Origin of the sequence: Rubripirellula lacrimiformis, from assembly GCF_007741535.1 — a bacterium.
Lineage (GTDB): Bacteria > Planctomycetota > Planctomycetia > Pirellulales > Pirellulaceae > Rubripirellula > Rubripirellula lacrimiformis.
This window is the reverse complement of record NZ_CP036525.1, coordinates 2433134-2459318: the sequence shown is the minus strand read 5'-3', so window position 1 is coordinate 2459318 and position 26185 is coordinate 2433134. Positions and strand designations below refer to the sequence as shown.

The 26185-nt window shown below is 59.6% G+C and carries 15 protein-coding genes and 1 pseudogene; 7 read left to right on the top strand and 9 right to left on the bottom strand.

All coding sequences use genetic code 11. The features are described 5' to 3' along the window. The first annotated feature begins 189 nt into the window (after window positions 1-189). The gene (locus tag K227x_RS08730; RefSeq protein ID WP_145169154.1) at window positions 190-1257 is read left to right on the top strand and encodes an acyltransferase family protein; all 1068 of its coding nucleotides are present in this window, start codon (window positions 190-192) and stop codon (window positions 1255-1257) included. A gap of 358 nt (window positions 1258-1615) precedes the next feature. Here K227x_RS08730 and K227x_RS08725 read toward each other — a convergent pair. The 3 genes and pseudogenes from K227x_RS08725 to K227x_RS08715 all read right to left on the bottom strand — a co-directional run. Beyond that, window positions 1616-2979 (bottom strand): annotated as a pseudogene (locus K227x_RS08725) (IS3 family transposase); the annotation flags it as partial. A gap of 2259 nt (window positions 2980-5238) precedes the next feature. Next, window positions 5239-6855, bottom strand: a complete 1617-nt coding sequence (gene groL / locus K227x_RS08720; protein WP_145169153.1) for a chaperonin GroEL — start codon at window positions 6853-6855, stop codon at window positions 5239-5241. A gap of 84 nt (window positions 6856-6939) precedes the next feature. Continuing rightward, window positions 6940-7257 (bottom strand): co-chaperone GroES, encoded by a 318-nt coding sequence (locus tag K227x_RS08715; RefSeq protein ID WP_145169152.1) that lies wholly within the window; start codon window positions 7255-7257, stop codon window positions 6940-6942. A 40-nt stretch (window positions 7258-7297) separates the two neighbouring features. Between K227x_RS08715 and K227x_RS08710 the strand changes: the two genes are divergently transcribed. Further along, window positions 7298-7597, top strand: a complete 300-nt coding sequence (locus K227x_RS08710) for a hypothetical protein (RefSeq protein ID WP_145169151.1) — start codon at window positions 7298-7300, stop codon at window positions 7595-7597. Between the two features lie 182 nt (window positions 7598-7779). On the opposite strand, the gene acpS is transcribed toward K227x_RS08710, so the two are convergent. The 5 genes from acpS to leuB form a co-directional block, all read right to left on the bottom strand. Then, complete coding sequence (acpS, locus tag K227x_RS08705) at window positions 7780-8166, bottom strand: holo-ACP synthase (protein ID WP_145169150.1); 387 nt, start codon at window positions 8164-8166, stop codon at window positions 7780-7782. Window positions 8167-8186: 20 nt separating this feature from the next. Next, window positions 8187-9164, bottom strand: a complete 978-nt coding sequence (trpS, locus tag K227x_RS08700; RefSeq protein WP_145169149.1) for a tryptophan--tRNA ligase — start codon at window positions 9162-9164, stop codon at window positions 8187-8189. 124 nt (window positions 9165-9288) lie between these two features. Beyond that, window positions 9289-10068 (bottom strand): TatD family hydrolase, encoded by a 780-nt coding sequence (locus K227x_RS08695; RefSeq protein ID WP_145169148.1) that lies wholly within the window; start codon window positions 10066-10068, stop codon window positions 9289-9291. Next, window positions 10065-11150, bottom strand: a complete 1086-nt coding sequence (locus K227x_RS08690; RefSeq protein ID WP_145169147.1) for a phosphatidate cytidylyltransferase — start codon at window positions 11148-11150, stop codon at window positions 10065-10067. The genes K227x_RS08695 and K227x_RS08690 overlap by 4 nt, the downstream gene beginning before the upstream one ends. A gap of 3 nt (window positions 11151-11153) precedes the next feature. Continuing rightward, the gene (gene leuB / locus K227x_RS08685) at window positions 11154-12227 is read right to left on the bottom strand and encodes a 3-isopropylmalate dehydrogenase (protein WP_145169146.1); all 1074 of its coding nucleotides are present in this window, start codon (window positions 12225-12227) and stop codon (window positions 11154-11156) included. A gap of 338 nt (window positions 12228-12565) precedes the next feature. On the opposite strand from leuB, the gene K227x_RS08680 reads away from it, so the two are divergent. The 3 genes from K227x_RS08680 to K227x_RS08675 all read left to right on the top strand — a co-directional run bounded on the left by K227x_RS08680 (window position 12566) and on the right by K227x_RS08675 (window position 21052). Beyond that, window positions 12566-13861 carry a glycosyltransferase family 4 protein gene (locus K227x_RS08680; RefSeq protein WP_246146682.1) on the top strand — a complete coding sequence of 432 codons (1296 nt, stop codon included), beginning with the start codon at window positions 12566-12568 and terminating at the stop codon, window positions 13859-13861. 2743 nt (window positions 13862-16604) lie between these two features. Continuing rightward, window positions 16605-17567, top strand: a complete 963-nt coding sequence (locus K227x_RS31105) for a ThuA domain-containing protein (protein ID WP_246146681.1) — start codon at window positions 16605-16607, stop codon at window positions 17565-17567. 44 nt (window positions 17568-17611) lie between these two features. Continuing rightward, window positions 17612-21052, top strand: coding sequence for a PVC-type heme-binding CxxCH protein (locus K227x_RS08675; RefSeq protein ID WP_246146680.1), 3441 nt, complete (start codon window positions 17612-17614; stop codon window positions 21050-21052). 187 nt (window positions 21053-21239) lie between these two features. Here the strand turns inward: K227x_RS08675 and K227x_RS08670 are convergent, their stop codons facing one another. Continuing rightward, window positions 21240-24635, bottom strand: coding sequence for a DUF11 domain-containing protein (locus K227x_RS08670; RefSeq protein WP_218933866.1), 3396 nt, complete (start codon window positions 24633-24635; stop codon window positions 21240-21242). 329 nt (window positions 24636-24964) lie between these two features. Between K227x_RS08670 and K227x_RS08665 the strand changes: the two genes are divergently transcribed. Together K227x_RS08665 and recO are read left to right on the top strand one after the other, a co-directional pair. Continuing rightward, on the top strand, window positions 24965-25288 hold the full coding sequence (locus K227x_RS08665) for a hypothetical protein (protein WP_145169144.1): 324 nt from the start codon (window positions 24965-24967) through the stop codon (window positions 25286-25288). A 66-nt stretch (window positions 25289-25354) separates the two neighbouring features. Beyond that, window positions 25355-26146: a DNA repair protein RecO gene (gene recO, locus K227x_RS08660; RefSeq protein WP_145169143.1), complete on the top strand. Its 792-nt coding sequence runs from the start codon at window positions 25355-25357 to the stop codon at window positions 26144-26146. The last annotated feature ends 39 nt before the right edge of the window (window positions 26147-26185 follow it).

The window sequence follows — 26185 nt, the reverse complement described above, 5'->3', positions numbered from 1 at the left end:
GCGATCCAATGCTTCGTTGAAGTGGAAAGCGAGCCTGATTCTCGCGAAAAGGACAGCCTGACAAAACGAATCGTCTTCAACAGCCAGGCATCCTAGCCGCTTCCTTCGCCGAAACGCTTTCGCAGGAGAGCGATCGAACTGGCGTTCACTGAAGACAATTGCCGTTCCCTGGATCTTGATTGCCAACCGTTGAAACCAAAGTACATATCAGAATTCGACACCCTTCGCGCTGCCGCGGCGTTCGCAGTCATGGCCGCGCACTTTGCGGGAGGCGCAAGCTTCCTGGTTTCAAGGCTTGGCCTTCCAGGTGTTCAACTCTTCTTTGCGCTAAGCGGATTCCTGATTACAGGAATTTTACTTGACTGCAAAAGACTCTCCAAATCGCAATCGAACCTGGCAACTCTTGGACGCTTTTACATAAGACGAGCACTGAGGATATTCCCGCTCTACTATTTGGGAATCATCGTTTTCGCTGGATTCCTGACACCGAACCTACGATCGAACCTTGTTTGGTTCCTTACCTACACCGTCAACATTGGTAAAGCATTTGGATCCGAGAACTGGGCTCCCCTGAACCATTTCTGGACACTTGCAGTTGAAGAGCAGTTCTACATCGCTTGGCCATGGATTGTCCTCCTTTGTTCGATCACGGTTATTAAGCGAGTTTCATATGTTTTGATTCTATTGGGCATCATCACCCGACTCGCCATTTACTTTGCAGGCGGTTCACTAACGGCAATTCAACAGCTGACACCATGCTGTTTCGAACCGCTAGCGTTGGGCGCATTGTTCGCCATTTGGAAGTCGGACACGCAGAACATCGACCGATTAAAACGCAACGCCAGAGGCTGCCTGTGGCTGGGCCTAGCCATGTCGGCAGCGCTTTTTGCTGGTGCTAGCTGGACCGTCCTGGGAGTGCTAGCACCAATCGCGTACGCGATGCTGTTTGCGCCAATGATATTCCTAGTTGCCATCAATTCAGGATCGCCGAGTCTAAAACTTTTGCGTCTACCAGCGGTTACTTACCTGGGCAGAATCAGCTACGGAATCTACGTATGGCACCTTCCAGTGCTTGGGGGCTTTTATTCCCTGAACATTGACCTGAACGCGTGGGTACCTTCACCGTGGCATGCGATCCTGCGAACCCTGCTGCTGACCCTCCTAACGATCCTCCTGTCCTCCCTGTCATGGATTCTGTTTGAGAAACCAATCAATTCGCTTAAAAGGCATTACCCTTACCGCGTCAGCGAGGCCTAATCTCCGTCAAATTCATTCGGAAAGAAGCTCATCAGCGATGTGCAAACGAGGCCGTAAGCAATACGGCTTTGGGGGAGTTGGACGCCACGGAATGTGTCAACGACATTGAGACAACTTTCTAAACGGTTCAGTGATTGATGCCAGCGCACTTGGGGGCCAGCCCCCAAACCCCCGGGATTTTTTCAGGCATCGCTCGGGTGTTCAAAGGTGTTTTCGGTGGTAAGGTTGATTCGTCCGGTGAAACGGAAGGCGGCTCTGCGGGGACGCAACCGTCCAAGGGATAATCGGATCGAGGGTGCGTCAAAGACGTTTCTTCGGAAGCTCCCGGGCAGGTTGGCTCGGGGGCTTCCCTTTTGCGTTCATCGATTGGTTTGGGAGGGTTGATCCAGACGGCTTGGGGAACACTTGCTGGCTTGGGAATTCCGTGAACGAAACGCTCGGGTGTTTTTTTCCACGCACCATGAAGAGTCTGCGTGCGAGCGGCAGTTACTTCCTCGGCGCGGCCGAAGTGCAACGATGATGGAGTTAGCAACCCGATGCCGCTGTGATAGTGCTCGTTGTTGTACCAGGTGAAAAACGTGCGACAGAACTGCAAGCCGTCTTCGTAACAGCCAAAGCGTTTGGGGAACTCAGGTCGATACTTCATCGTTTTGAATTGGCTTTCCGAGAACGGATTGTCGTTGGAGACGTGCGGTCGGCTGTGTGATTTGGTGACGCCCAGCGAACTGAGTAGCTGCGCTACGCTGTGAGATGTCATCGAAGGTCCCCGGTCGCTGTGAATGATCAGTTGTTCGGGTGGAATGTTCTGCTTGTCGATCGTGGTTTCAATCAGCTGCTTGGCCAAGTCGGCGCTCTCGCTATCGGCCAGCATCCAGCCAACGACGCAGCGGCTGTAGATGTCCAGAATCACGTAGAGGTAGTAGTACGTCCATGTTTCGGGGCCCTTGAGTTTGGTGATGTCCCAAGACCAGACTTCGTTGGGCGCGGTGGCGAGCAGTTCTGGTTTGCGATACTCGGGATGCTTCAGCTGGTTTCGTCGTTCGCGTGTGCTTTGATTGTCGGCCAAGATGCGATACATCGTTCGCACGCTACACAGGTAGTCGCCCTCGTCGAGCAACTTGGCGTAGACCTGTCGTGGTGCATGATCAGCGAAACGCTCGCTGTTGAGTTGATCAAGTACTTCTTGGCGTTCTTGCGGTGATAGAGCTCGAGCGGGCGCCGGCCTCGGCGCGGCTTGTCGATCGGGGTCGCGGCGACGATAGAACGTCGCACGCGACACATTCATCGCACGGCAAGCAGCCGCGACGCCGACTGTTTCACTCAGTTGTTTGGCGGCTGTCAGTCGTCCTTCTCGTGTGATCGTATCTGCATCATCTCCGAGACTTTTTTTTGGACGTCAATGATCAGCTCGGCGTGGCGGAGCTTCTCCTTGAGCCGCTCGTTCTCACGTTCAAGACGTTTGAGTTGATCGGCTGGTGAAGTTTTGCCGTTAGACTTTTTCGATGATGACAATGATTCCTCCCGCAATTGACGACGCCATTTTGCCAGGACCGAGGAGTAAATTCCCTCGCGTCTGAGCAACGCCCCGATTTCTCCGGGCTCGCTACAGCTTTCGGCCTCCAGGGCGATACGGCGTTTGTAGTCGGCGGTGAAGCGGCGACGGGCCGCTTTCTGTGTCACCTCGGGATCTTTTTCAATTTTTTTGTTGGCGGTATCGGTCATGCGAATGCTCCATGCCCTCAACTCTGATGAAATTCAAAGTTGTCTCACGCATGTTGGCACAGAGGGCCATGCGAGAACTCGCAAGTAGGATTTTCGCGAGCGGTCTGCGGCACTCTGGTTATTAAACAGGCGATCCTTGAGCGGCTTCGGATAAATGGGCATGCAGGTGACCCAAAGAGTGGCGACAGCGGTCATTACAGCAATCCAACACTGCGATGGCGGCGGGCTCCGACACACGACCAAACGGGGGAAGCCTGAATGCGTAGCGACATGCCGATTCGGTGAGCCGTGGTCGCGTTAGCGGACGGGCATTTCAAAAGGTCGAATCATTCCGATGAAGTAGGCAGGATCAAGGAGCGGAGCGACGCAGATCCGGCAATCACGATTACTAGGTGCCGCGACGCAAGCCGGAGCGGCGCTTCGCTTGGTCCGGCCTACGCTGCTGCAGATACGCGCGGTTAAACGAATGGGATCGATGCATTACGCGAGGTTCCAGTCATGCCCGCGGCCCTATCGTTTAACCGCGTGGGCATCGCCCCGCGCGCACCTGGCATGAAACGCGCGGCCCGATGGGCACGCGGTTAAACGAACGGGAACGATGCATTGCGTGAGGTTCCGCTATGAAAGCGGCCCTATCGTTTAACCGCGTGGGCATCGCCCCGCGCGCACCCGACGTGAAACGCGCGGCCCGATGGGCACACGGTTAAACGAACGGGAACGAGGAACTGCGCGAGGTTCCGTCATGCCAGCGGCCTTATCGTTTAACCGCGTGGGCATCGCCCCGCGCGGATCTGGCATGGGACGCGCGGCCCGGTGGGCACGCGGTTAAACGAACGGGAACGATGGATGGCGCGAGGTTCCGTCATACCAGCCGCCTAGTCGTTTAACCGCGCGGGCAACGCCCCGCGCGCACCTGGCATGAAACGCGCGGCCCGATGGGCACGCGGTTAAACGAACGGGAACGATGAACTGCGCGAGGTTCCGCTATGAAAGCGGCCCTATCGTTTAACCGCGTGGGCATCGCCCCGCGCGCACCAGACCCAAAACGCGCGGCCCGGTGGGCACGCGGTTAAACGAAGGTGAACGATGGACGGCGCGAGGTTCCGGTATGAAAGCGGCCGTGTCGCTTCGCCGCGTGGGCATCGCGCCGCGCGGATCTGGCATGGGACGCGCGGCCCGGTGGGCACGCGGTTAAACGAATGGGAACGAGGAACTGCGCGAGGTTCCGGTATGAAAGCGGCCGTGTCGCTTCGCCGCGTGGGCATCGCCCCGCGCGGACCTGGCATGAAACGCGCGGCCCGGTGGGCACACGGTTAAACGAACGGGAACGATGAACTGCACGAGTTCCCGTCATTCCCGCCACCCAATCGTTTAACCGCGTGGGCATCGCCCCGCGCGCACCAGACCGAAAACGCGCGGCCCGATGGGCACGCGGTTAAACGAACGGGAACGATGAACTGCGCGAGGTTCCCGTCATTCCCGCGGCCCAATCGTTTAACCGCGTGGGCATCGCCCCGCGCGCACCAGACCCAAAACGCGCGGCCCGATGGGCACGCGGTGAAACGAAGGTGAACGATGGACGGCGCGAGGTTCTCGTCATGCCAGCGGCCGTGTCGCTTCGCCGCGTGGGCATCGCGCCGCGCGCATCGGACCCAAAACGCGCGGCCCGATGGGCACGCGGTTAAACGAAGGGGAACGATGGACGGCGCGAGGTTCCGGTATGCCAGCGGCCTTATCGCTTCGCCGCGTGGGCGACGCGCCGCGCGGATCTGGCATGGGACGCGCGGCCCGGTGGGCACGCGGTTAAACGAAGGGGAACGATGAACTGCGCGAGGCTCCGTTATGAAAGCGGCCCTGTCGCTTCGCCGCGTGGGCAACGCGCCGCGCGGATCTGGCATGGGACGCGCGGCCCGGTGGGCACGCGGCTAAACGAATGGGAACGATGAACTGCGCGAGGTTCCGTTACGAAAGCGGCCCTGTCGTTTCGCCGCTTGGGCATCGCCCCGCGCGGATCTGGCATGGGACGCGCGGCCCGGTGGGCACGCGGTTAAACGAATGGGAATGATGACCTGCGCGAGATCTAGGGCGGTTGGTGAATGTTGTTGGGCATTCGACTTTGCCAACGACTTGCCTCGTGCGATGTTCTTGTGAACCGATTTCCGCCTTGCTTGTTCATGATGGGCAAATAAAAAACGGCCGACTTGCGTCGGCCGTTTTTCGTTGATCATGGTTGATCGATCGATGACTAAGCGGGGTGGCTTAGTACATGTCGTGATCGCCACCGGTTCCGGACTTCTTGCCGGTTGGCTTTTCAGCAACCAGGGCATCGCTAGTCAACAACAAGGTTGCGACGCTGGCGGCGTTGGCCAATGCGGTTCGCGTTACCTTGGTTGGGTCGATGACGCCGGCTTTGACCAAGTCTTCGTAGACGTCGGTCAGTGCGTTGTAGCCACTGTTGCCCTTGCCGGCCAAAACCTTCTCGCACACGATGCCGCCGTCTTGGCCAGCATTTTCTGCGATCATGGTCAGCGGTGCACGACAAGCTCGCTTGACGATGTTGTAACCAACGATTTGGTCTTCGGTCAGCGAATCGCCAGGGGTGACGCTGGACGATGCTCGCAACAAAGCAACACCACCACCGGGCAGGATGCCTTCTTCGACAGCAGCGCGAGTTGCGTGAAGGGCGTCTTCGACGCGAGCCTTCTTCTCTTTCATTTCGCTTTCGGTCGCCGCACCGACGTTGACCTTCGCAACACCACCGGCCAGCTTGGCCAATCGTTCTTCCAGCTTTTCGCGATCGTAATCGCTGCTGCTGAGTTCGATCTCGCGGCGAATTTGATCGATACGAGCCTTGATGTCAGCGCTCTTACCGCCACCTTCGATGATCGTGGTGTTGTCCTTGTCGATGATGATCTTCTTGGCACGGCCAAGCATCGGCAGGTCAACGGTTTCCAGCTTCGTGCCAAGGGCTTCGAAGATGGCTTGTCCACCGGTCAGGATCGCGATGTCTTCCATCATGGCTTTGCGACGATCGCCGTAGCCGGGTGCCTTGACGGCACAGACGGTGAAGGTGCCGCGAAGACGGTTGATGACCAAAGTGGCCAGTGCTTCGCCGTCGACATCTTCGGCGATGATCAACAGTGGCTTGCCTTGTTGGACAACTTTTTCCAACAACGGAACCATGTCCTTGATGTTGCTGATCTTCTTTTCGAAAACCAGGATGTAGGCGTCTTCGAGGACGACCGACATGTTGGTTGAATCGGTGACGAAGTACGGCGACAGGTAGCCGCGGTCGAACTGCATCCCTTCGACCCATTCTTGTTCCGTCTTCAGGCTCTTGCCTTCGTCGACGGTAATGACGCCGTCCTTGCCAACCTTGCTCATCGCGTCAGCCAACAGGTCACCGATTTCGCGGTCATTGTTGCTGGCGATGGTCGCGACGTTGGCCATCGCTTCTTGGTCTTTGACCTTGGTGGCCATCTTGTGAAGCTTGTCGGTGATATCCGCAACGGCGGCTTCGATACCGGACTTCATTTGGATCGGGTTGACGCCTGCAACAACGGCTTTCAGGCCTTCGTTGAAGATCGCTTCGGCCATCACTGTGGCGGTGGTGGTTCCGTCGCCGGCGACGTCGCTGGTCTTGCTGGCGACTTCGCGAACCATTCGGGCGCCCATGTTTTCATAGACGTCTTCGAGTTCGATTTCCTTGGCAACGGTGACGCCGTCCTTGGTGACGGTTGGGCTACCGAAGCTCTTTTGCAGGATGACGTTGCGGCCTTTCGGGCCCAGGGTGACCTTCACGGTGCGAGCCAACTTGGAAACACCGCGGCGAATCGCTTCGCGTGCTTCCTGGTCGAATGCAATGATTTTTGGCATGAGGAATATTCTTTGTTAAATGTTAGGTTGATGGGATATCGGATGACAGAGCGAGGAGGACTCGACTGATGAACCGGTCGAGGATTACTCGACGACGGCCAGGACGTCTTCTTCGCGCATCAACAGATATTCGACGTCATCGATTTCGACAGTTTCGCCAGCGTAGCTGCTGAACAAAACCACTTCGCCGGCCTTCAACTGGCTCTTGGCGCGGGTTCCGTCGTCCAACAGTTTGCCGCTGCCGATGGCCACCACGGTGCCACGGGCTGGCTTTTCACGAGCCGAATCGGGAAGCACGATGCCGCCAGCGGTGGTTTCTTCGCTCTCGACTCGTTGAACAACGATTCGCTCGCCCATCGGTTGCAGGCGGACCTTTGACTTGTTTTTCGTGGCTGTTGCCATCTCCGTGGTACCTTTTTCTTGGATGACTAAACGGATGTGAGTGACTGAATATGAATCGCCCGAAGCCGTGGTCGCCGACATCGGATCCACGCAGGTGGGCAGCCGTTGGCAGCAGGGTCGGGCTAGATCACTAGCGCACGTTTGGCAGGAATACCAACGTACCTGCCTCAGAGAGCAATCGGTGTGCCAGTCGCACCAAAGCATCCGCAAACTGTTCGCGGGAAACAACTTACGTGATATGGTGCTGGGCTACGGTGTCTCGGCCGATCCAATTTGGCAGGAGTGCCAATCGGTGCACGTCAGGTGCCCGCTCTCCCCGCGTGTGATCCCATCTGGCTAATGACCGCCAGCGACGATCGGCTCGGGCGAAGGCGGTTGAGCCGGTTTTTGCCAGGCAACGCGATGGACGAGTGCTTGTTCGGGTGCTTTGTCGGAAGTCCTGGCGGCTTGGGAAATCGTGCAGCCGGGGGGGAGGGAATTCAGGCGAATCCCACGACGGGTTGGGGATTTTTTTTGGGGGGCCTATTCCAATTCGTCCGTTGCCAGGATGTAGGCGGTGGCGTGCGTTCGGCAGGCCCCCAACGCGACGTGCAGCTTTTCGATCCCGACCTGCTGTGCCCATTCGGCGGCCGCGCCGTGCAACAGGATCGTGGGGCCTTCCCCGGCGGGGGACGAGATTTCGATATCGGTCCAGCGGACGCCCTGATTGCGGCATCGCATGGCTTTCACCGTCGCCTCTTTCGCCGCCCATCGCTTGGCGAAATGCTGGGTCGAACTCCCGCCAGCCAGGCAGTACGCGATTTCATCCGAGGTGTAGACCCGTTCCAGAAACTGTTCGCCATGCGTCTCGATCATCCGACTGATGCGGACGCATTCGATGATTTCCGTTCCGGTCCCCAAGATTGCCATGGCGGTATTCTAACCGACCGCTACCTCAGCCCGCACGCTTTCTGGGCCCGGGAAAGCACATCGGCGGCAACAACGCGAGCCTTCTGGGCACCTTCGCGGAGCGTCTGATGGACATAGTCGAGGTTCTGTTCCAGATCAGCGCGTTTTGCACGCGCCGGGCCAAAATACTCCTCGCTGGCTTCGGCGATCGCCTTTTTGACTTCGCCATATCCGAATCCACCGCGACGGTACTTGGCGGCCATCGCTTCGGTATCGGCCGGATCGGCAAATAGGCGGTACAGCTGGAACAGATGGTCGCCCTCGGGTTCCTTGGGGTCTTCCATCGGCCGGCTGTCGGTGGTGATCCGCATGATCTGCTTGTTGATCTTTTTGACCGTGTCCAAGTTGTCGTCACAAAACAACGGCAGCGTGTTGCTGTAGCTCTTGCTCATCTTTTGGCCGTCGGTGCCAGGAACCTTCGCACCATCGACCAATGTCTTAGCTTTGGGCAACACAAAGGTTTCGCCAAAGGAATGGTTGAAGCTGCCGGCCAGGTCACGGCAAACTTCGATGTGCTGCACTTGGTCTTCGCCGACCGGAACGACCTCGGAGTCGTAGGCCAGGATGTCGGCCGCCATCAGCACCGGGTAGGTGAACAATCCCGCATCGGCGGGCAGCCCCTTGGCCTTCTTTTCTTTGTAGGCGTGACAGCGTTCCAGCACCCCCATTGGTGCCCCCGAAAGCAGCAGCCAATTCAACTCGCTAACCTCGGGCACATGCGACTGGACAAACATCGTCGCTTTGGCAGGATCCAACCCCAGAGCCAACAGATCCAGGGCGGCGTCGATCACATAGCCACGCAACCGATCCGGTTCACGAACGGTCGTCAGAGCGTGCAAGTCGGCAATGAAATAGAAGCCGTCGTTGTCTTCTTGCAAATCGATGTATTGACGAATGGCGCCAAAGAAGTTGCCCCAGTGGGGTCGGCCAGTAGGCTGGATTCCGGAAAGTACACGCATGAGGAAAACGCAGGGTGATGGGAGACTGAGGAGTTGACGGTGGAGTTCGCGAGAGCGAGCCAAGATACGGGGGGAGTGTGGGCCGAAAAGTTCGAGTTCGAGTTCGAGTTCGAGTTCGAGTTCGTTAAGGAAGCTGGAATAATCTTTTGGCGTTTTCGGTGGTCAGGGCCGCTAGATATTCGGGGGTGACGCCACGCACTTCGGCGAGGCAACGCAGCGTATGCTCGACGCGGGCCGGTTCGTTGGGCCGTTTGCCTCGCAGCGGCTCGGGGCTTAGGTAGGGCGAATCGGTTTCGACCAGCAGACGGTCCTCGGGGACTTGGCGGGCCACATCGCGCAGATCGTCGCTTTTCTTGAACGTCACCATTCCGGCAAAACTGATGTGCAAATCCATCGCCAAGAACTGCTGTGCCAGTTCCATCGACCCGGTGAACGAGTGCATGATGCCGGGCGGCACCGTGGTTTGACGGGCCAATTGTTCGCGGATCAGGTCGCCGCTTTCACGCATGTGGATCACCATCGGCAACTGCGTGTCACGGCAAAGTTGCAGGTGCCGATCAAAATAGACCTGTTGGTCGGCGATGGGCGTATCGTCCCAATAGCAGTCCAGGCCCGTTTCGCCGATCCCGCGTACGCCGGGATACCCGGCCAGTTCTTCGATCACGGCAAAATCGTCTTCGGCAGCCTCGGCAACGGAATTGGGCTGAATGCCGACGACGGCGTACAGGTAACCGGGATACTGGGCGGCCAAATCGCACGCTCGCCGACTGGTGGCCGCATCGATACCGATGACCATCACGCCGGTGACCCCAGCGGCACGCGACCGATCGACCACTTCGTCGACCGAATCGGCAAAGGTGTCCGAATTCAGATGCGCGTGCGTATCAAAAAGCGTCAGTGTCATGCCGACCAAAAGAAGCGAGTCAGGTGATAGAAAACCGGGGCGGCGAAACAGATATTGTCGATCTGGTCCAACACACCGGCGTGCCCCTGGACCAACGTGCCTGTATCGGTCACGCCGCGGTCCCGCTTGATCGCACTCATCGTCATCGTTCCAGCACTGGCCATGACGGTGACAACGGCTCCCAAAACGCCGGCTTCCCAGGGATAGAACGGCGTTGCCCAATACAGGGTCGCCGCGACCAGCCCCGTCGTAACCATGGACCCCACGAACCCTTCCCAAGTTCGCGAAGCATTGATTTTTTCGGCGATCACATGGCGGCCAGCGAGTTTCCCCCAGGCGCGTTCGAACACCGACGCCAACTGCGCGATCAGCACGAAAAAGATCAACACGCTAACGGTGCTGCCCTGCCATGGCGTGCCATTGGTCTGGATCAGTTTCAGATCCAGTAGCGCCGGTGCATAGCTGAGCGAATAGACGCAAATCAGCAACCCCGATTGGATCTTGGCACTGCGTTCGAGGAACCGTTTGTAATCACCGGCAATCGCGGCACGGGCGGGGATGAACAAACTGGCATAGACCGGGATCATGATGCTGTAGAAATCGTAATAGTCGATCCCTTTGTGCCCGCCCAGCGAAACCGGCGGCGTGCTGCCCAGCGCGATCAGCACGTACTGCAGCGGCGTAAAGATAAAGAACACCCAAAACAGGGTGCGGTGATCACCGCGACGGGTCGGCGTCATCGTGATGAATTCTCGCAGCGCCCAAAACGACACCAACCCGAACAGGACGACGACACCGATACGGCCTAGCAGCAATCCAAAGGTGAAGATGACGACCATCATCCACCACACGCGCAGCTTATGGTTGAAGCGGCGAACGAGCGCCGTTTCGATGCCGATTTTTTCGCGTCTTGCCAGGATCACGCCAACGATGCTGGCGATCCCAAGCGTGCCCAGAATCACAGCCAGCAGGATGTAGATCCGCGGATCGCTCCACTGGGTCGCCGACGCCGCCGTGACGGCTTTCGCAGCCGCCTTGGTTGGCAAAGCTGCCGCATCGGATTGTGCCAACAGCCATTCCATGGATTAAACGCTCAGCCGTTGGATGACGGCGGCTCCCATCGCTTCGGTACCGATCGAATCGCTGCCACGAGCGATATCGGCGGTCCGCAGTCCGTCAGCCAGAACTCGCCCAACGGCGGCTTCGATCGCGTCGGCTTCGGCGGTCAAGTTCAGCGAATGACGCAGCAGCATCGCCGCGGCCAGGATCGTGGCCAACGGGTTCGCGATCCCCTTGCCAGCGATATCGGGGGCCGACCCGTGGATCGGTTCGTACAATCCGGGGCCACCGTCGCCCAACGATGCACTGGGCAACATTCCCAATGAACCGGGCAACATCGACGCTTCGTCGGTCAGGATGTCGCCGAACATATTGCCGGTGACCACGACGTCAAAGTCCTTGGGCCGGTTGATCAGGTGCATCGCCATCGCGTCGACCAGAACGACGTCGTATTTGACATCCGGGAATTCTTCGGCCATCACGCGAGCGGCAACCTGACGCCACAACCGACTGGGTTCTAGGACGTTTGCCTTGTCGACGCTGGTCAACCGACCGTCGCGGCCTTGGGCGGCTTTGGCAGCCAAGCGAACGATCCGCTCGACTTCGGGGACGCTGTAGACCATCGACTGAAAAGCCGATTCGGTCGCCCCGCTGCCTTCGCGCCCGGAGGGGCCAAAGTAGATTCCGCCGGTCAGTTCACGCAGAAACAGGATATCGGTGCCTTCGATGATCTCGCGTTTCAGCGGCGATGCATCCACCAATTCCTTGAACAACTTGATCGGGCGCAGGTTCGCGAACAGCCCCAATTCCTTGCGAATCTTCAGCAACCCGGCTTCCGGGCGAGTCTTCGCCGATGGGTCGTCCCACTTGGGGCCACCGACCGCACCCAACAAAATCGCGTCCGAGGCACGGCAGGCATCGATCGTTTCTTGCGGCAACGGATCGCCACCATTGTCGATGGCAATTCCGCCGATCTGGTGAGAAGCAAACGAGAATTCGTGCCCGAATTGGGTGGCCACGGATTCGAGAACCAGACGGGCTTGGGCAACGATTTCAGGACCGATGCCGTCACCGGGCAGCAATACGAGGTTGGCTTTCAACGGATTCGTTCAGGGTTAGAGGGGCGACGTTGGATTCAGGAGTGGGGGGTTCGGCACCACCGAACGATCTCGGATCACAGAGCGGCGCCGGCCACCAATCTAGCCCAGCGATGTCCGAAGCAGTAGGCACGACCCGAAAGTCTCCTGATCAGCATGACCGGAACAACCGGGACGTTTTCGCTGATCCGGCAACTTCGACTCCGGTTGGCAGCGGCGGGTCCGACGGACGCATCCCACACTTTCGACGGATACCCAACATTTGGCGAATCCGCATTTTCGGGTTTCATCGATTTAGATTTTTTATCGATCGTCCACTTTTGCTCTTAGGTCTGCTTTCCATGCTGTCCCCTGCCAATTTTGAACACACAGCCAACGAATCGGCGTCGGGCACCGCGGCCACCATGCCGCTGGCGTCGAACCCTGGGCTGGGCGTGGCCCCGACCGCAGACCAATCGGCCGCTGAGAGTTCGCAATTTAGCCGAGCCAATTCCCTCAGCCAGAATCCGACCAGTAATCCGGTCATCGACGTCAAAGTTCTGCATGTCGTCAACGGAGAACACTTTTCCGGAGCCGAACGGGTCCAGTCCCACCTGGGACGCTGCCTGCCAAAATTTGGTGTCGCCGCCGACTTCGCTTGTGTCAAACCGGGCAAGTTTGCCGAGATGTTGAACGAGGAATCGCCTGATTGGGGCATCGGACACGACGCGTCGATGGCTCATCGGTTTGACTTACGAGCCGTCGGCCGCATCCGCGACTTGATCCGCGAATATCGATACGACCTGCTTCACGCCCACACGCCGCGGACCGCCATGATCACGGCGTTGGCGTCACGAATGGCTGGCGTGCCGTGGATCTACCACGTCCACAGCCCGGCGGCTCGCGACTCGTCACGAATGATCACCAACCATGTCAACGCGTGGATCGAAAAACAATCTCTACGCAGCTGTTCGCACCTGATCACGGTTTCGGAAAGCCTGCGAAAGGACTGCATCGAACGCGGCGCCGCCCCTTCGAAAGTGACCGTCGTGCACAACGGGGTCCCCGCGATTCGACCACCGCGCACACGGTACCCCGTGGTTGGTGGACGATGGACGATCGGAATGGTGGCCCTGATGCGTCCTCGCAAAGGACTGGAAATCGCGTTGGACGCTTTGGCAAAACTTCGCGATGCCGGACACGACGTTGTGCTTCGCGTCATTGGCCCCTTTGAAACGGCGGACTACGAAGCCGGCATCCAAAAACAAATCGCTGCACTGGAGATTCGCGATCGAGTCGAACAAGTTGGCTTCACGTCGAATGTCCCCGAAGCGCTCGTCGAACTCGATGCGATGATCCTGCCTAGCCTATTCGGCGAAGGATTGCCGATGGTGGTCCTGGAGGCGATGGCGGCCGCTGTCCCGGTGATCGCAACGCGCGTCGAGGGGACACCGGAAGCCGTCACCCATGGCGTCGAAGGCTTTTTGGCTAAACCACGCGACGCGTCCAGTTTGGCCGACTCGATTGCCGACCTAGTAACCGGCAAATTCGACTGGACGACGATGTCTGAAAACGCGTTTCAAAGTCACGCCGAACGATTCTCCGACCTGGCAATGGCGTCAGGAACAGCGGATGTCTACCACAACCTGCTGCGGTAACTCACCGCGGCGACTCACCGAGTGAAGGCGTCGGCATCAGCCACGCCGTACAATCCGCCGCCCAATCGTTTAACCGCGTGGGCAACGCCCCGCGCGCATCGGACGTGAAACGCGCGGGCCGGTCGTCTCGCGGTGAAACGAAGGTGAACGATGGACTGCGTGAGTTCCCGTCATACCAGCAGCCCAATCGTTTAACCGCGTGGGCAACGCCCCGCGCGCATCGGTACTGACACGCGCGGCGCGATGCCCACGCGGTTAAACGAACGTGAACCATACGCTGCACAAGTCCCCGCCACGCCAGCGGCCCAATCGTTTAACCGCGTGGGCAACGCCCCGCGCGCACCAGACGTGAAACGCGCGGCCCGATGGGCACGCGGTTAAACGAAGGTGAACGGTGCACTGCGCGAGTTCCCGTCATACCAGCGGCCCAGTCGTTTAACCGCGTGGGCATCGCCCCGCGCGCACCCGACCGAAAACGCGCGGCCCGACGTCCACGCCGCGAAACGAACGTGAACCATACGCTGCACAAGTCCCCGCCACGCCAGCCACCCCGTCGTTTAACCGCGTGGGCAACGCCCCGCGCGCACCGGACCGAACGCGCGGCCCGATGGGCACGCGGTTAAACGAATGTGAACGATGCATTGCGCGAGGTTCCGTTATGCCAGCGGCCCAGTCGTTTAACCGCGTGGGCAACGCCCCGCGCGCACCAGACCAAACGCGCGGCCCGACGTCCACGCCGCGAAACGAACGTGAACCATACGCTGCACAAGCTCCCGTCATGCCAGCCGCCCAATCGTTTAACCGCGTGGGCAACGCCCCGCGCGCATCGGACCGAAAACGCGCGGCCCGGTGGGCACGCGGTTAAACGAATGTGAACGATGGACGGCGCGAGTTCCCGTCATGCCAGCGGCCCAGTCGTTTAACCGCGTGGGCAACGCCCCGCGCGCATCGGACGTGAAACGCGCGGGCCGGTCGTCTCGCGGTGAAACGAAGGTGAACGATGGATGGCGCGAGTTCCCGGTATGCCCGCGGCCCAATCGTTTAACCGCGTGGGCATCGCCCCGCGCGCACCCGACCTAACACGCGCGGGCCGGTCGTCTCGCGGTGAAACGAAGGTGAACGATGGACGGCGCGAGTTCCCGGTATGCCAGCGGCCCAGTCGTTTAACCGCGTGGGCAACGCCCCGCGCGCACCCGACCGAAAACGCGCGGCCCGATGGGCACGCGGTTAAACGAATGTGAACGATGGACGGCGCGAGGTTCCGTCATGCCCGCGGCCCAATCGTTTAACCGCGTGGGCATCGCCCCGCGCGCACCAGACGTAAAACGCGCGGCCCGGTGGTCTCGCGGTGAAACGAATGTGAACGATGCACTGCGCGAGTTCCCGTCATGCCAGCGGCCCAATCGTTTAACCGCGTGGGCAACGCCCCGCGCGCACCAGACGTGAAACGCGCGGCCCGGTGGTCTCGCGGTGAAACGAAGGTGAACGATGGACGGCGCGCCGTTATGCCAGCGGCCCAATCGTTTAACCGCGTGGGCATCGCCCCGCGCGCATCGGCCCCAAAACGCGCGGCCCGATGGGCACGCGGTTAAACGAATGTGAACGATGGACGGCGCGAGGTTCCGGTATGCCAGCGGCCCAATCGTTTAACCGCGTGGGCAACGCCCCGCGCGCACCCGACCTGAAACGCGCGGCCCGGTGGTCTCGCGGTGAAACGAAGGTGAACGATGGATGGCGCGAGATTCCGGCATGCCAGCGGCCCAGTCGTTTAACCGCGTGGGCAACGCCCCGCGCGCACCCGACCTGAAACGCGCGGCCCGGTGGGCACGCGGTTAAACGAAGGTGAACGATGGACGGCGCGAGGTTCCGTTATGACAGCGGCCCAGTCGTTTAACCGCGTGGGCAACGCCCCGCGCGCACCCGACCGAAAACGCGCGGCCCGACGTCCACGCCGCGAAACGAACGTGAACCATACGCTGCACAAGTCCCCGCCACGCCAGCCACCCCGTCGTTTAACCGCGTGGGCAACGCCCCGCGCGCACCCGACCTGAAACGCGCGGCCCGATGGGCACGCGGTTAAACGATGGTGAACGATGGATGGCGCGAGGTTCCGGTATGCCAGCGGCCTAGTCGTTTAACCGCGTGGGCAACGCCCCGCGCGCACCAGACGTGAAACGCGCGGCCCGGTGGGCACGCGGTGAAACGAATGTGAACGATGGACGGCGCGAGTTCCCGTCATGCCAGCGGCCCAATCGTTTAACCGCGTGGGCATCGCCCCGCGCGCACCAGACTAAAACGCGCGGCCCGATGGGCACGCGGTTAAACGAATGTGAACGATGGACGGCGCGAGGTTCCCGACATGACAGCGGCCCAATCGTTTAACCGCGTGGGCAACGCCCCGCGCGCACCCGACCCAAAACGCGCGGCCCGGTGGGCACGCGGTTAAACGAAGGTGAACGGTGCACTGCGCGAGGTTCCGGTATGCCCGCGGCCTAGTCGTTTAACCGCGTGGGCATCGCCCCGCGCGCACCGGACCGAACACGCGTGGGCCGGTGGTCTCGCGGTGAAACGACAACTGGCTATGCAATCGAAACGGGGGGGAATCGCCTTTGGAGCGACTGGCACGCCATGCCTGCCGGATCAATTGTGGCCCGATGGTCGCTTCGAGGCCGGTTCTTGCTAAACTAAGGGGATGTTCGACGCCACTACCGTCAAATCCCACCCGACGCGAGAACTCCCCACCATGCTCCCCAGCTCCTTTCGCCCCCTGTCGCTCGCATTCTGCTGTGCGGTTGCGACTTTGGTTGCCAATGTTTCCGACGCCGCTGATCCGACTCAGATTCTGTTGTTGGCCGGCAACCCATCGCACGGCTACGGTGCTCACGAACACTACGCGGGGCTGAAGGTGTTGGAAGAATCGCTTCGGGCCAGCACGGACGACGCCAACATCACGCTGGTCCGCGGTTGGCCGGAAGACGAAACGTTGATCGAAAACGCCGACACGATCGTGATCTACGGCGACGGTGGCGGTCGTCATCTGGCGATCCCGCATCTTGAAACACTCGCCAAACGAATGAACGACGGCTGCGGTTTGGTGTGCCTGCACTACGCTGTCGAAACGGTACCCGGACCGACCGGGGACGCGTTCTTGGATCTGTTGGGCGGCCATTTCGAGGTCAACTACAGCGTCAACCCACACTGGGTCGGTGACTTCAAGACGCTTCCCGAACATCCGGTCACTCGCGGTGTCAAACCTTTCTCGACCAACGACGAATGGTACTTTCACATTCGGTTCAAAGACAACGACGCGGTGACGCCGATCTTGGCCGCCGTAGCGCCCCCCGAAACCATGCGTCGCTCTGACGGACCGCACAGCGGCAATCCATCGGTTCGCAAAAGTGTTGCCGCTGGCGAAAAGCAAACCGTGGCCTGGACCTACGATCGTCCCGAAGGCGGCCGAGCCTTTGGATTCACCGGTGGGCACTACCATTGGAACTGGGGGCACGAAGATGTTCGGCGTTTGATCATCAATGCGATTCGCTGGACCGCGGGCCAGGACATCGCGAAGTCCGGTTCATCGATGGGACAACCGGTAACGGTCGACGTGTTGCTGGAGAACCAAGACTACGATCCGCCCAAGAATTTTGACGCCAAGCAACTTGCTGACGAATTCAAGTTGAGCAGCAGCGGCAAAAAAAAAAGCTAAACCGTAGCCAGTCACGCAAGACCGGCGGCGCCAAAGCGAGAGAATTGTTTGCGTCGCCCGTGGTGACGTCCCAAACGCCGGGCCAACGAGTCGACATCGAAGTATCCGTCAAGGGAGTCCGAGACCTGTACCTGGTCGCCACCGATGGCGGCGACGGGTACAGCTGTGATTGGGCCGATTGGATCGATCCCACGCTGCACGGCAAAAACGGCCAGCAATCGTTGGTCGACATGAAATGGCAATCGGCATCAACCGGTTTCGGGAAAGTCCACCGCAATGCGAATTGCGAAGGCAAGCCATGGTCGGTCGATGGCCAACCGATCGGTTCGTCAGCGATCGGCGTTCACGCCAACAGCGTCCTGCATTTCCGGATTGCGGGTGGCATGAACAAGTTGACCGTCACCGGCGCGTTGGACGATGGCGGGACATCGCAAAACGATGGCACGCATTCCAGTGTCGTGTTTGCGATCTATGCCGACGCACCGCCGGCGATCGGTGATTCAGCGACTGGCACAACCGCAGCCGATTCACATGAACCCGCCGTCGCGCTGGACGGGCTGACAATCGCGTCCGGACTCGAAGCGACTCTTTCGGCCAGCGAACCGATGCTGCGCAGCCTGACCAATCTGGACATCGATGATCGCGGCCGGGTGTGGGTTTGCGACGTGATGAACTATCGCCGCAATGCGGGATCACGCCCCGAAGGGGATCGCATTTTGATCCTGGAAGACACCACCGGCGACGGTGTGATGGATTCGGTCAAAACGTTCTATCAAGGCAGTGACATCGATTCAGCGATGGGACTGTGCGTGCTGGGTTCAGGCAAGGGGCAAGAGGTGATTGTCAGCGCGTCCCCGACCATTTGGCGTTTCATTGACGAAGACGGCGACGACATCCCGGAACGCAAAGAAGCGATGTTTACCGAGACCGGACAACCGCAACACGACCACTCGGCCCACTCGTTTTTGCCTGGCCCCGACGGCCGCTTGTACTGGAACTTTGGCAACACCGGCGGGCAGGTCAAAGACGCCGATGGGAACACCGTCGTCGACATCCACGGTCGCCCAGTCGTCGACAACGGCCAACCCCTGTACGGCGGAATGCCGTTTCGATGCGACGTGGACGGATCGAATTTCGAAGTCCTGGCTCACAACTTCCGAAACAACTGGGAAACCACCATCGATTCGTTTGGAACGCTTTGGCAAAGCGACAACGACGATGACGGTAACCAAGGCACTCGCATCAACTTCGTGATGGAACAAGGCAACTATGGTTACCGAGACGAACTGACCGGTGCTGGATGGCGAGACGAGCGGATGAACTGGGAAGCCGAAATCCCGCTACGTCACTGGCACCTGAACGACCCTGGCGTTGTCCCCAACATGTTGCAAACCGGTGCGGGTTCACCATCGGGGATTTGCGTCTACGAAGGCCGTTTGTTGCCCCAGCGTTTTTGGGACCAAGTGATCCACTGTGATCCCGGCCCAAATGTCGTCCGCGCCTATCCAGCCAAGGTTGACGGGGCAGGGTACACCGCGACCATCGAACCGATGATGACCGGCCAACGCGATCAATGGTTCCGCCCGGCGGACGTTTGCGTCGCACCCGATGGATCGCTGTTTGTCACCGATTGGTACGACCCCGGCGTGGGCGGTCACCACCAAGGCGACACCGACCGCGGGCGACTGTTCCGCATCGCGCCGCCCGGGTCGGAATATCGCTCACCCAAGTTCGACTACTCGACAGCCGCCGGTGCGGTATCCGCACTGCGCAACCCGAACTTGGCCGTTCGATACAAGGCGTTGAAGGCGATTGAATCGATGGGCGCCAGCGCCGAATCTGAATTGGCCACACTGTTTGCCGATCCCAATCCAAGACTAGCCGCCCGCGCGTTGTGGTTGCTGGGACGCATCGAATCGAAAGGGGAAACCTACGTCGCCAAGGCACTGGCCCACGAAAATGCCGATCTGCGAATCACCGGCATCCGGTTGGCCAAACAGTTAAAAATGCCGATCTCCGTCGCTTGCGAATCGGTGGCGTCGGATCCATCCCCAGCGGTGCGCCGCGAATTGGCAACGGCGCTGCGTTACGACACATCGCCCACCATGCCAGCCGTCTGGGCCCAACTTGCGTCCCAGCATGACGGACGCGACCGCTGGTATTTGGAGGCCTTGGGTATTGGCAGCGAGCTTCGTGCGACCGAGTGTTTCGACGCTTACTTGAATCTGGCCCCGACCTCCGCAGCGACCGCAGCGGGACGCGACATTGTTTGGCGTATTCGAGCCCCCAAGGCGGCAGACATGATGGCCAAAATCATCGCGGATCCATCGGTTGAACTGGCCGCAACCGATCGCTATTTTCGGTCGCTGGAATACCACGATCCGGCGGTTCGATCGAGTTCAATGCAGCAACTGTTGTCGTTGCAATCGGGATCAGCACGCGATGATGCGATCATCATTCGGGCGATCGAACGGATCGACGGCTTTGACATTTCGCAGCACCCCGAGGCGAAAGGCGCAGTCGACCGCCAAATCTACCGAAGCCGCGGTACGGCCGAATACCTGCGTCTGATCAAACAGTTCACCCCGGTCGACATCCAAACCAGTCTGATCGAATTGTGCACCAGCGCGGCCGACGATTCGACGAAAGTCGAAGCTGCGTCGATGCTGGGCGAAATGGACGGCGGGCCGCAGATTCTGCGGAAAGCACTCGCCAGCGAATCGGTGCCGAGCGCAAGCGAGGTGGCCCGAGTTTTAGGTTTGCTGGGCAATCAACGTGCGATCAACATGCTTGGCGACACCGCCGGCAAACCGGATCGTCCTTTTGATGTCCGGCATGCCGCAGTCGTCGGCCTGTCGCGAGCCAAGGGTGGTCAGCAGCGATTGATCGACTTGGCGACCAAAGATCAACTGCCCGCCGATACCGAACTGTTGGCTGGCGGTCTGCTGGCTCGCAGCGACGACGCCGACATTCGCAAACGAGCCGCCAAACTGTTCCCACAGATCACCCAAAAGGACCAAAAGCCGCTGCCACCGATCGATCAGTTGGCGACGATGAAAGGAGACGTATCGCATGGCCAGGAACTATTCCGGACCGTGGGAACCTGTGCCAACTGTCACATCGTCCAGCAGTTCGGAAAGTCGGTCGGTCCCGACCTTTCAGAAATCGGCAGCAAGCTATCGCGGGAAGCGATGTTGACGGCGATTTTAGCGCCCAGCGCGGGGATCAGCCACGACTACGAAATGTTCATCGCACTGACCGTGTCCGGCCAGGTGATCAACGGGCTGAAAATCTCTGAGACGCCCGATCAAGTCACGATCCGAACCATCGATGCGATCGATCGCAAAATCGATCGGGACGATATCGACGTGCTAAAGAAGTCCGAAAAGTCGATCATGCCAGACAACCTGCATCACACGATGGATCAACAAGGTTTGATCGACGTGGTCGAGTATCTGTCGTCGCTGAAAAAGGCAGGTTCGTGATCCCGAGCGCGGGGTTCGAAGGCCAACGGAATTCGCCGGCGCCGCGGTTCGCCGATTCGGTGAATGCGGCCGATCACCGAAAGTCTTGGCGACTTGCGCTACGTGGTGATCCAACGAAAAACGCCGAGCCCGATTGGAATCGGCTCGGCGTTTCGTGTTTGTCAGTGATCGACCGCAGGTCGCTGAACTAGCGAATCTGCTTGCTGTCGCTGCTGCGTCGGCTGACGCGGTCGGCCTGAGGACTCATGTAGTGAGTCGCTTCTTCGGCGACCAAGACAGTGTCACCCGATCGAACTTCGGTTCGGAAGCGGTGGTGTCCGGCCCGGTCAGCGATCGCGACGACCTTCATGTGGACTTCTTCGCCCGCACCGATTCGTGGGATCGTATCGAACACCACTTGCCCGGTCACGACTTCGCCACTTTGGCCTTCGACGCGTTGTGGTTCGATGCCGTGGCTGAACTGAGCCAGAGTCTTGACGTCTTTGGCTTCTCGGCTGCCGCGGTTGCGAACAACGATTTCGTAGGTCACTTCGCTGCCGATGGGTGCCGGGGCGATGGGGTCATGGATCGTCAGCACCAAGTCCGAGATCGACTCGACTCGCGTCGTCAAAGCCACATCCGCGTGTCCCGCGGCGGTGCCTTTGCATTCGAACGAGAAGACGTGTTCGCCGGTGGCTGTCATGTTGCAGCGGAACTGATAGTCCCGTGTGGCACCATCGGCCAAGCTGGCGATTTCCCAGGTCAGGGTGTTCGCACGCAACTGGGCTCCTTCGATTCCGCCCAGGTACTTCACACCGGCTGGCAATCGCAGCGAAGCGACGACACGTTCGGTGGTGGCCGACCCGACGTTTTCAACCTGCAGGTTGTACATCGCTTCGGTGTTTTGGTACTTCAGTTCAGGTCCGTTCAGGACGGCTTCGATCTGAGCAGCCGAGACGCGAATCGTCTTGGTCGCTTCGCTGCGAAGCTCGTAGTCACCGGCCGCTAGACCGTGGATTTTCAGATCCCCGAGATCTTGGGCGGTCAGTTCGACGTCGAACTGAGCTTCTTTACCGGCCGGGATGTCTCCGATTCGCTGAGTCTGCGGCGTGGCCGAATTTGGCGACAACGTGAACACCACATTGGGTGCGACGCCGTCACCGGGGTTCAGCACACGAACCTTGTAAGTTTGCGACTGGCCATAGACGACTTCATCAGGACCTTCGATGGTCAGATCCAATTGCGGTTCGTGCACTTTGATCTGGGTCACGGTCTTCTGCGGCATCAGAGTCCAGTCGACGTCCACGTCGTGAGTACCGCTGCGGGCAGCCATCAGCCGCACGAACAGTTTCTCAGAAGCACCGGCGGGCAGTTGGTCGATTTTCCAGACCAATCGTTCGATGGATCCTTCGCCTTGGGATTCGACTTCGCCACGGGTGGCGTTTTGTCCGCGGACTTCGGCCCAGTCGGGAATCATCGCTCGCACGATCAACCCTTCGGCGTTGATCGAACCACGATTCTCCACTCGGATCTCGTATTCGTTGGTTTGACGGATCATGACCTCGTTCGGGCCGCGGGTGACGACTCGAATGCCAGGCAGTTCCGACGATGCCATCCCAGCTCCTGCGACCGTATGGTCTTGGCCGGAACCGGTTCGCATTCGATTTCGCGAATCGTCGTTGGTACGTTTGAAGTTGTCGCCTTGGGCCGTGGTAGCCTGCGAACCGGACGCGGTGTAACCGGCGATCGGGTGCATCGGTACCGACGACGTTGCGTCGCCAGCCGACGATTGACCCGCGTTGGGATTCCGGCTGGTTGCTGCGGTCGTCGCAGGTCCCATGCTACGGTCGGCCAAATTCGGGCTGGTCGGTCCAGCACCAAAACTGTGTCGGTCGTCGCGGCGACCATAGGGATCGTCAAACGGATCGCGTGTCGCTCGGGCGGTTTCGTACGTTGGCAGCGACGAACTTGGCGTGCTGACGTAGGGCCGAGTGATCGATGGCGTCGGCTGAAAATTGTCTTGCGTGGCAACCGAACCGTTCATGTTGGTCCCGCCGAACTTGATGTCGCGTGGTCCACCCTGTGGCAACCCCGACCCGATCGCAATTTGGCCGGACGGACCAAAGTTGGTCGCTTGGGATCCGTACTGGGTACCGTTTGGCAATGCTTGGGCAGGTGCGAACGCAGCAGCAGGTGGTCCGGCTCGGTGCGATACCGAGGACGCAGGCATTGAATTACTAGGCATTGAATTACTAGGCATTGATGCGGCGTATGGTTGTGCGGGAACAGGTGGCGCCGATGCAACGGCCTGTGGTGTGGCGGACATCGTCATTGTGGGAACCGGGGTGGTCGCGGGATCCACAGGTGTCACGTATGCGGGGCTGGCGGCCGATGGGGCATCCAGGGAAGCGCTGGGAACAGTAGCGACCGAGTTTGCTGCGGGTGCAGGTGATGCGGTCAGTGCAGGCGTTCCCGACACGGGTGCGGCAGTCGGCTTGGGTGTGGTGGCAGCAACATTCGATGCGGTAGCGTTGGGCGCGGCGACATTGGTTTCAGCAACCTTCGTTTCGGCGACCTTCGTTTCAGCGACTTTGGTTTCGGCGACTTTGGTTTCGGCGGCGACCGCTCGCTTGGGCACATCGGCCGTTGGGACGCTTGTCTTGGCGGGTGCCGGTTTTGCAGCCACCTTGGTCGAATCGGCCTTGATGGTTTCAGTCGCCGCTGGCACAGCTTTCGTTTCGGCTGGCTTCGCCACTTGGGTCTTGGCCACGGTGGCAGGGATCGTGCGACGACTGACCCGTGGTACCAGATCGACAACATCGTCGCTGGCGGGTGCTTCCGGCGCCTGTGTGACCTTCAAATCCGAGGTGCTGTTTTTCGCGACGGCAAACGCGTCGACGTCACGGCGATTGCTGCGGCGACTGCTGGACGTCGTCGACAAATCATTGGCGGTGCCGGTCGTTGCCGACATCCGGTACTGGACACTATCGGCGGGTGGCGTCGGCAATACGGGAGCCGAAGGACGACGAGCGATTGTCGGCGCCTGCATCGTTCGGGTCGAGGTCGACGCGGTTGATGATTGATTGGGAACCGTGCGGGTATTGGTCGATCCGCCGCGGATGATTCGCGTCGAAGAGTCGGCGGCAACCTGCTTGGGATCGCGAATGGGCGCTGGAACCGTTCGTGCGTTGCTGGCATCGGCTTCGTGGTAAGGGATGCCTTCCCAGTTCACGCTGCCCGATTTGGCTGTGTTTGAATTCGCGGTTCCGCTGCGTGGAGCGGTTGTATGGCGAGTGGTCGTCGAACTGGTGCGTGACGAATTACCACCAAACAAACCATCCAACAATCCACGCGATTGATCGCTTCGCGCCGTGGTGTTGTGAGTGGTGGAACGGTTGGAGGTCGAACCGCTGAGGATCGACTGCAGCAATCCCGGGCGAGTCCCGCCGCGTTCAAGCTGTTTGCCGACGACCTGTCGAATCTCGCCACCTTCGACGCTGTCGCCATTTCCGACGGCCACAGCCACTGCAGCACCATCCGGCTGTGCTGCATCAGTCATCGAAATCATCAACAACAGTAGGGCGGGGATAGCGATCGCTGCCATAGCGACAGTAAATCGGCGTTTCACGCGGTCCATGCGTCAATCTCAAAGCGTTGGCGGAGAGGTCTTCAATCATTCGTGTTATCGGCGGCTGTACCTGTACGCATTGAATTAAATTTGACGATTGTGCCTGTTCGAACGCTTCGGAGGGTCGTCAAAGCGTGAAACGCCGCATGGCGGACCACGTGAAACTGGCGCAGAATCATGTCGCAACTTGCTACCGGACACCGTTGTCGCCTTTCCGTCTGCACTTTTCGGCCGACAATGATGATCGCAGACTGCTGCAACCGATCGCCCCCCCTGAACCTTCATTCGAAACCCGGAACCCTGCCATGAGTCGACGCGAGAAAATTGAATCGATGCTCGCCGATGATCCCACCGACAATTTCCTGCGATATTCGCTGGCCATGGAACTTCGAAGCGAAGGTGCGAACCAAAAAAGCTTGGATCTTTTCGAAGCTCTGATGAAGGACACGCCGCCCTTCGTTCAGGCGTTTTTCATGTCCGCCCAATTGCTGGTCGACATCGACGAAGTCGACCGCGCCCGCACCCACCTTCGTGACGGCATCGATCAGGCAAGAGAGCAGGGTGATGCTCATGCGGCGGCCGAAATGAGCGAATTGCTGGCGACGCTTGGTGAAATGGGCGAACTGTAGCCCGCATTCCCGATCGTCCCGACACCTCACTTCCCCCCCCGACATTTCCTTTGTTGAAAGCCTCCCTTGGCGGCCGAACAGACCACCGCAATCGTGCTGCGAACGATCGAGTTCAGCGAAACGAGTTTGATCGTTTCGCTGCTGACGCGTGACTTTGGCCGGATATCGGCGATCGCCAAAGGAGCCCGCCGGCCCAAGGGCCCTTTCGAAGGCGCGCTTGACCTGCTGGCCGTTTGTCGTGTAGTCGTTCTAAAGAAGTCTGCCGATACGCTCGATTTGTTGACCGAAGCCAAACTGCACCGGCGGTTCCGCGGCGGCGAGAAATCGCTCGAGCGGGTCTACGCAGGCTACTACGTCGCGGAAATGCTGCGACTGTTGACGGACGAACACGACCCTCATCCCGAAGTCTACGACTTGGCCATCCAAACCCTCGCACAGATTGACGGCAGCGGCGATGTCGCATCGACACTGCTGTTTTTCGATTGCCAAATCCTTCGACTTCTCGGCCATGCGCCGGGAACCGATCGGTGCACGGATTGTGGTGGAGCCGTCGAAACCACTCCGCGGATCTCGTTTTCGTTGTCAGCCGGTGGCGTGGTTTGCGGCGGGTGCCGATCCAAACAACAGCAATCGATTTCGGTGCGAGCGGCAATCGTCGAAGAAATCCGCCAATTGCAGGCTGCCACGACAACGCTGCCAACGCACGTCGCCCGCAGTATTTATGGCGAACTGCGTGCGATCATGAACCGATACATTCCAACGGTGATCGGGAACGTGCCAAGAATGCAGGCGTTTTTGCCGACACAGATCACCCCCGAAGCTTCCCCGCCGGGAACGCCGCCAGCCCAGAATCGCTGATCGGTCGAAATTGATGAACGACTAGCAAAGCTGGTCGGT

What these genes read in the sequence shown, in the direction of transcription:
- groL (WP_145169153.1), bottom strand. Translation starts at nt 6,855, where the DNA reads ATGCCAAAAATCATTGCATTCGACCAGGAAGCACGCGAAGCGATTCGC.
- K227x_RS08715 (WP_145169152.1), bottom strand. Translation starts at nt 7,257, where the DNA reads ATGGCAACAGCCACGAAAAACAAGTCAAAGGTCCGCCTGCAACCGATG.
- acpS (WP_145169150.1), bottom strand. Translation starts at nt 8,166, where the DNA reads ATGGCAATCTTGGGGACCGGAACGGAAATCATCGAATGCGTCCGCATC.
- trpS (WP_145169149.1), bottom strand. Translation starts at nt 9,164, where the DNA reads ATGCGTGTACTTTCCGGAATCCAGCCTACTGGCCGACCCCACTGGGGC.
- K227x_RS08695 (WP_145169148.1), bottom strand. Translation starts at nt 10,068, where the DNA reads ATGACACTGACGCTTTTTGATACGCACGCGCATCTGAATTCGGACACC.
- K227x_RS08690 (WP_145169147.1), bottom strand. Translation starts at nt 11,150, where the DNA reads ATGGAATGGCTGTTGGCACAATCCGATGCGGCAGCTTTGCCAACCAAG.
- K227x_RS08680 (WP_246146682.1), top strand. Translation starts at nt 12,566, where the DNA reads ATGCTGTCCCCTGCCAATTTTGAACACACAGCCAACGAATCGGCGTCG.
- K227x_RS31105 (WP_246146681.1), top strand. Translation starts at nt 16,605, where the DNA reads ATGCTCCCCAGCTCCTTTCGCCCCCTGTCGCTCGCATTCTGCTGTGCG.
- K227x_RS08670 (WP_218933866.1), bottom strand. Translation starts at nt 24,635, where the DNA reads ATGGCAGCGATCGCTATCCCCGCCCTACTGTTGTTGATGATTTCGATG.
- K227x_RS08665 (WP_145169144.1), top strand. Translation starts at nt 24,965, where the DNA reads ATGAGTCGACGCGAGAAAATTGAATCGATGCTCGCCGATGATCCCACC.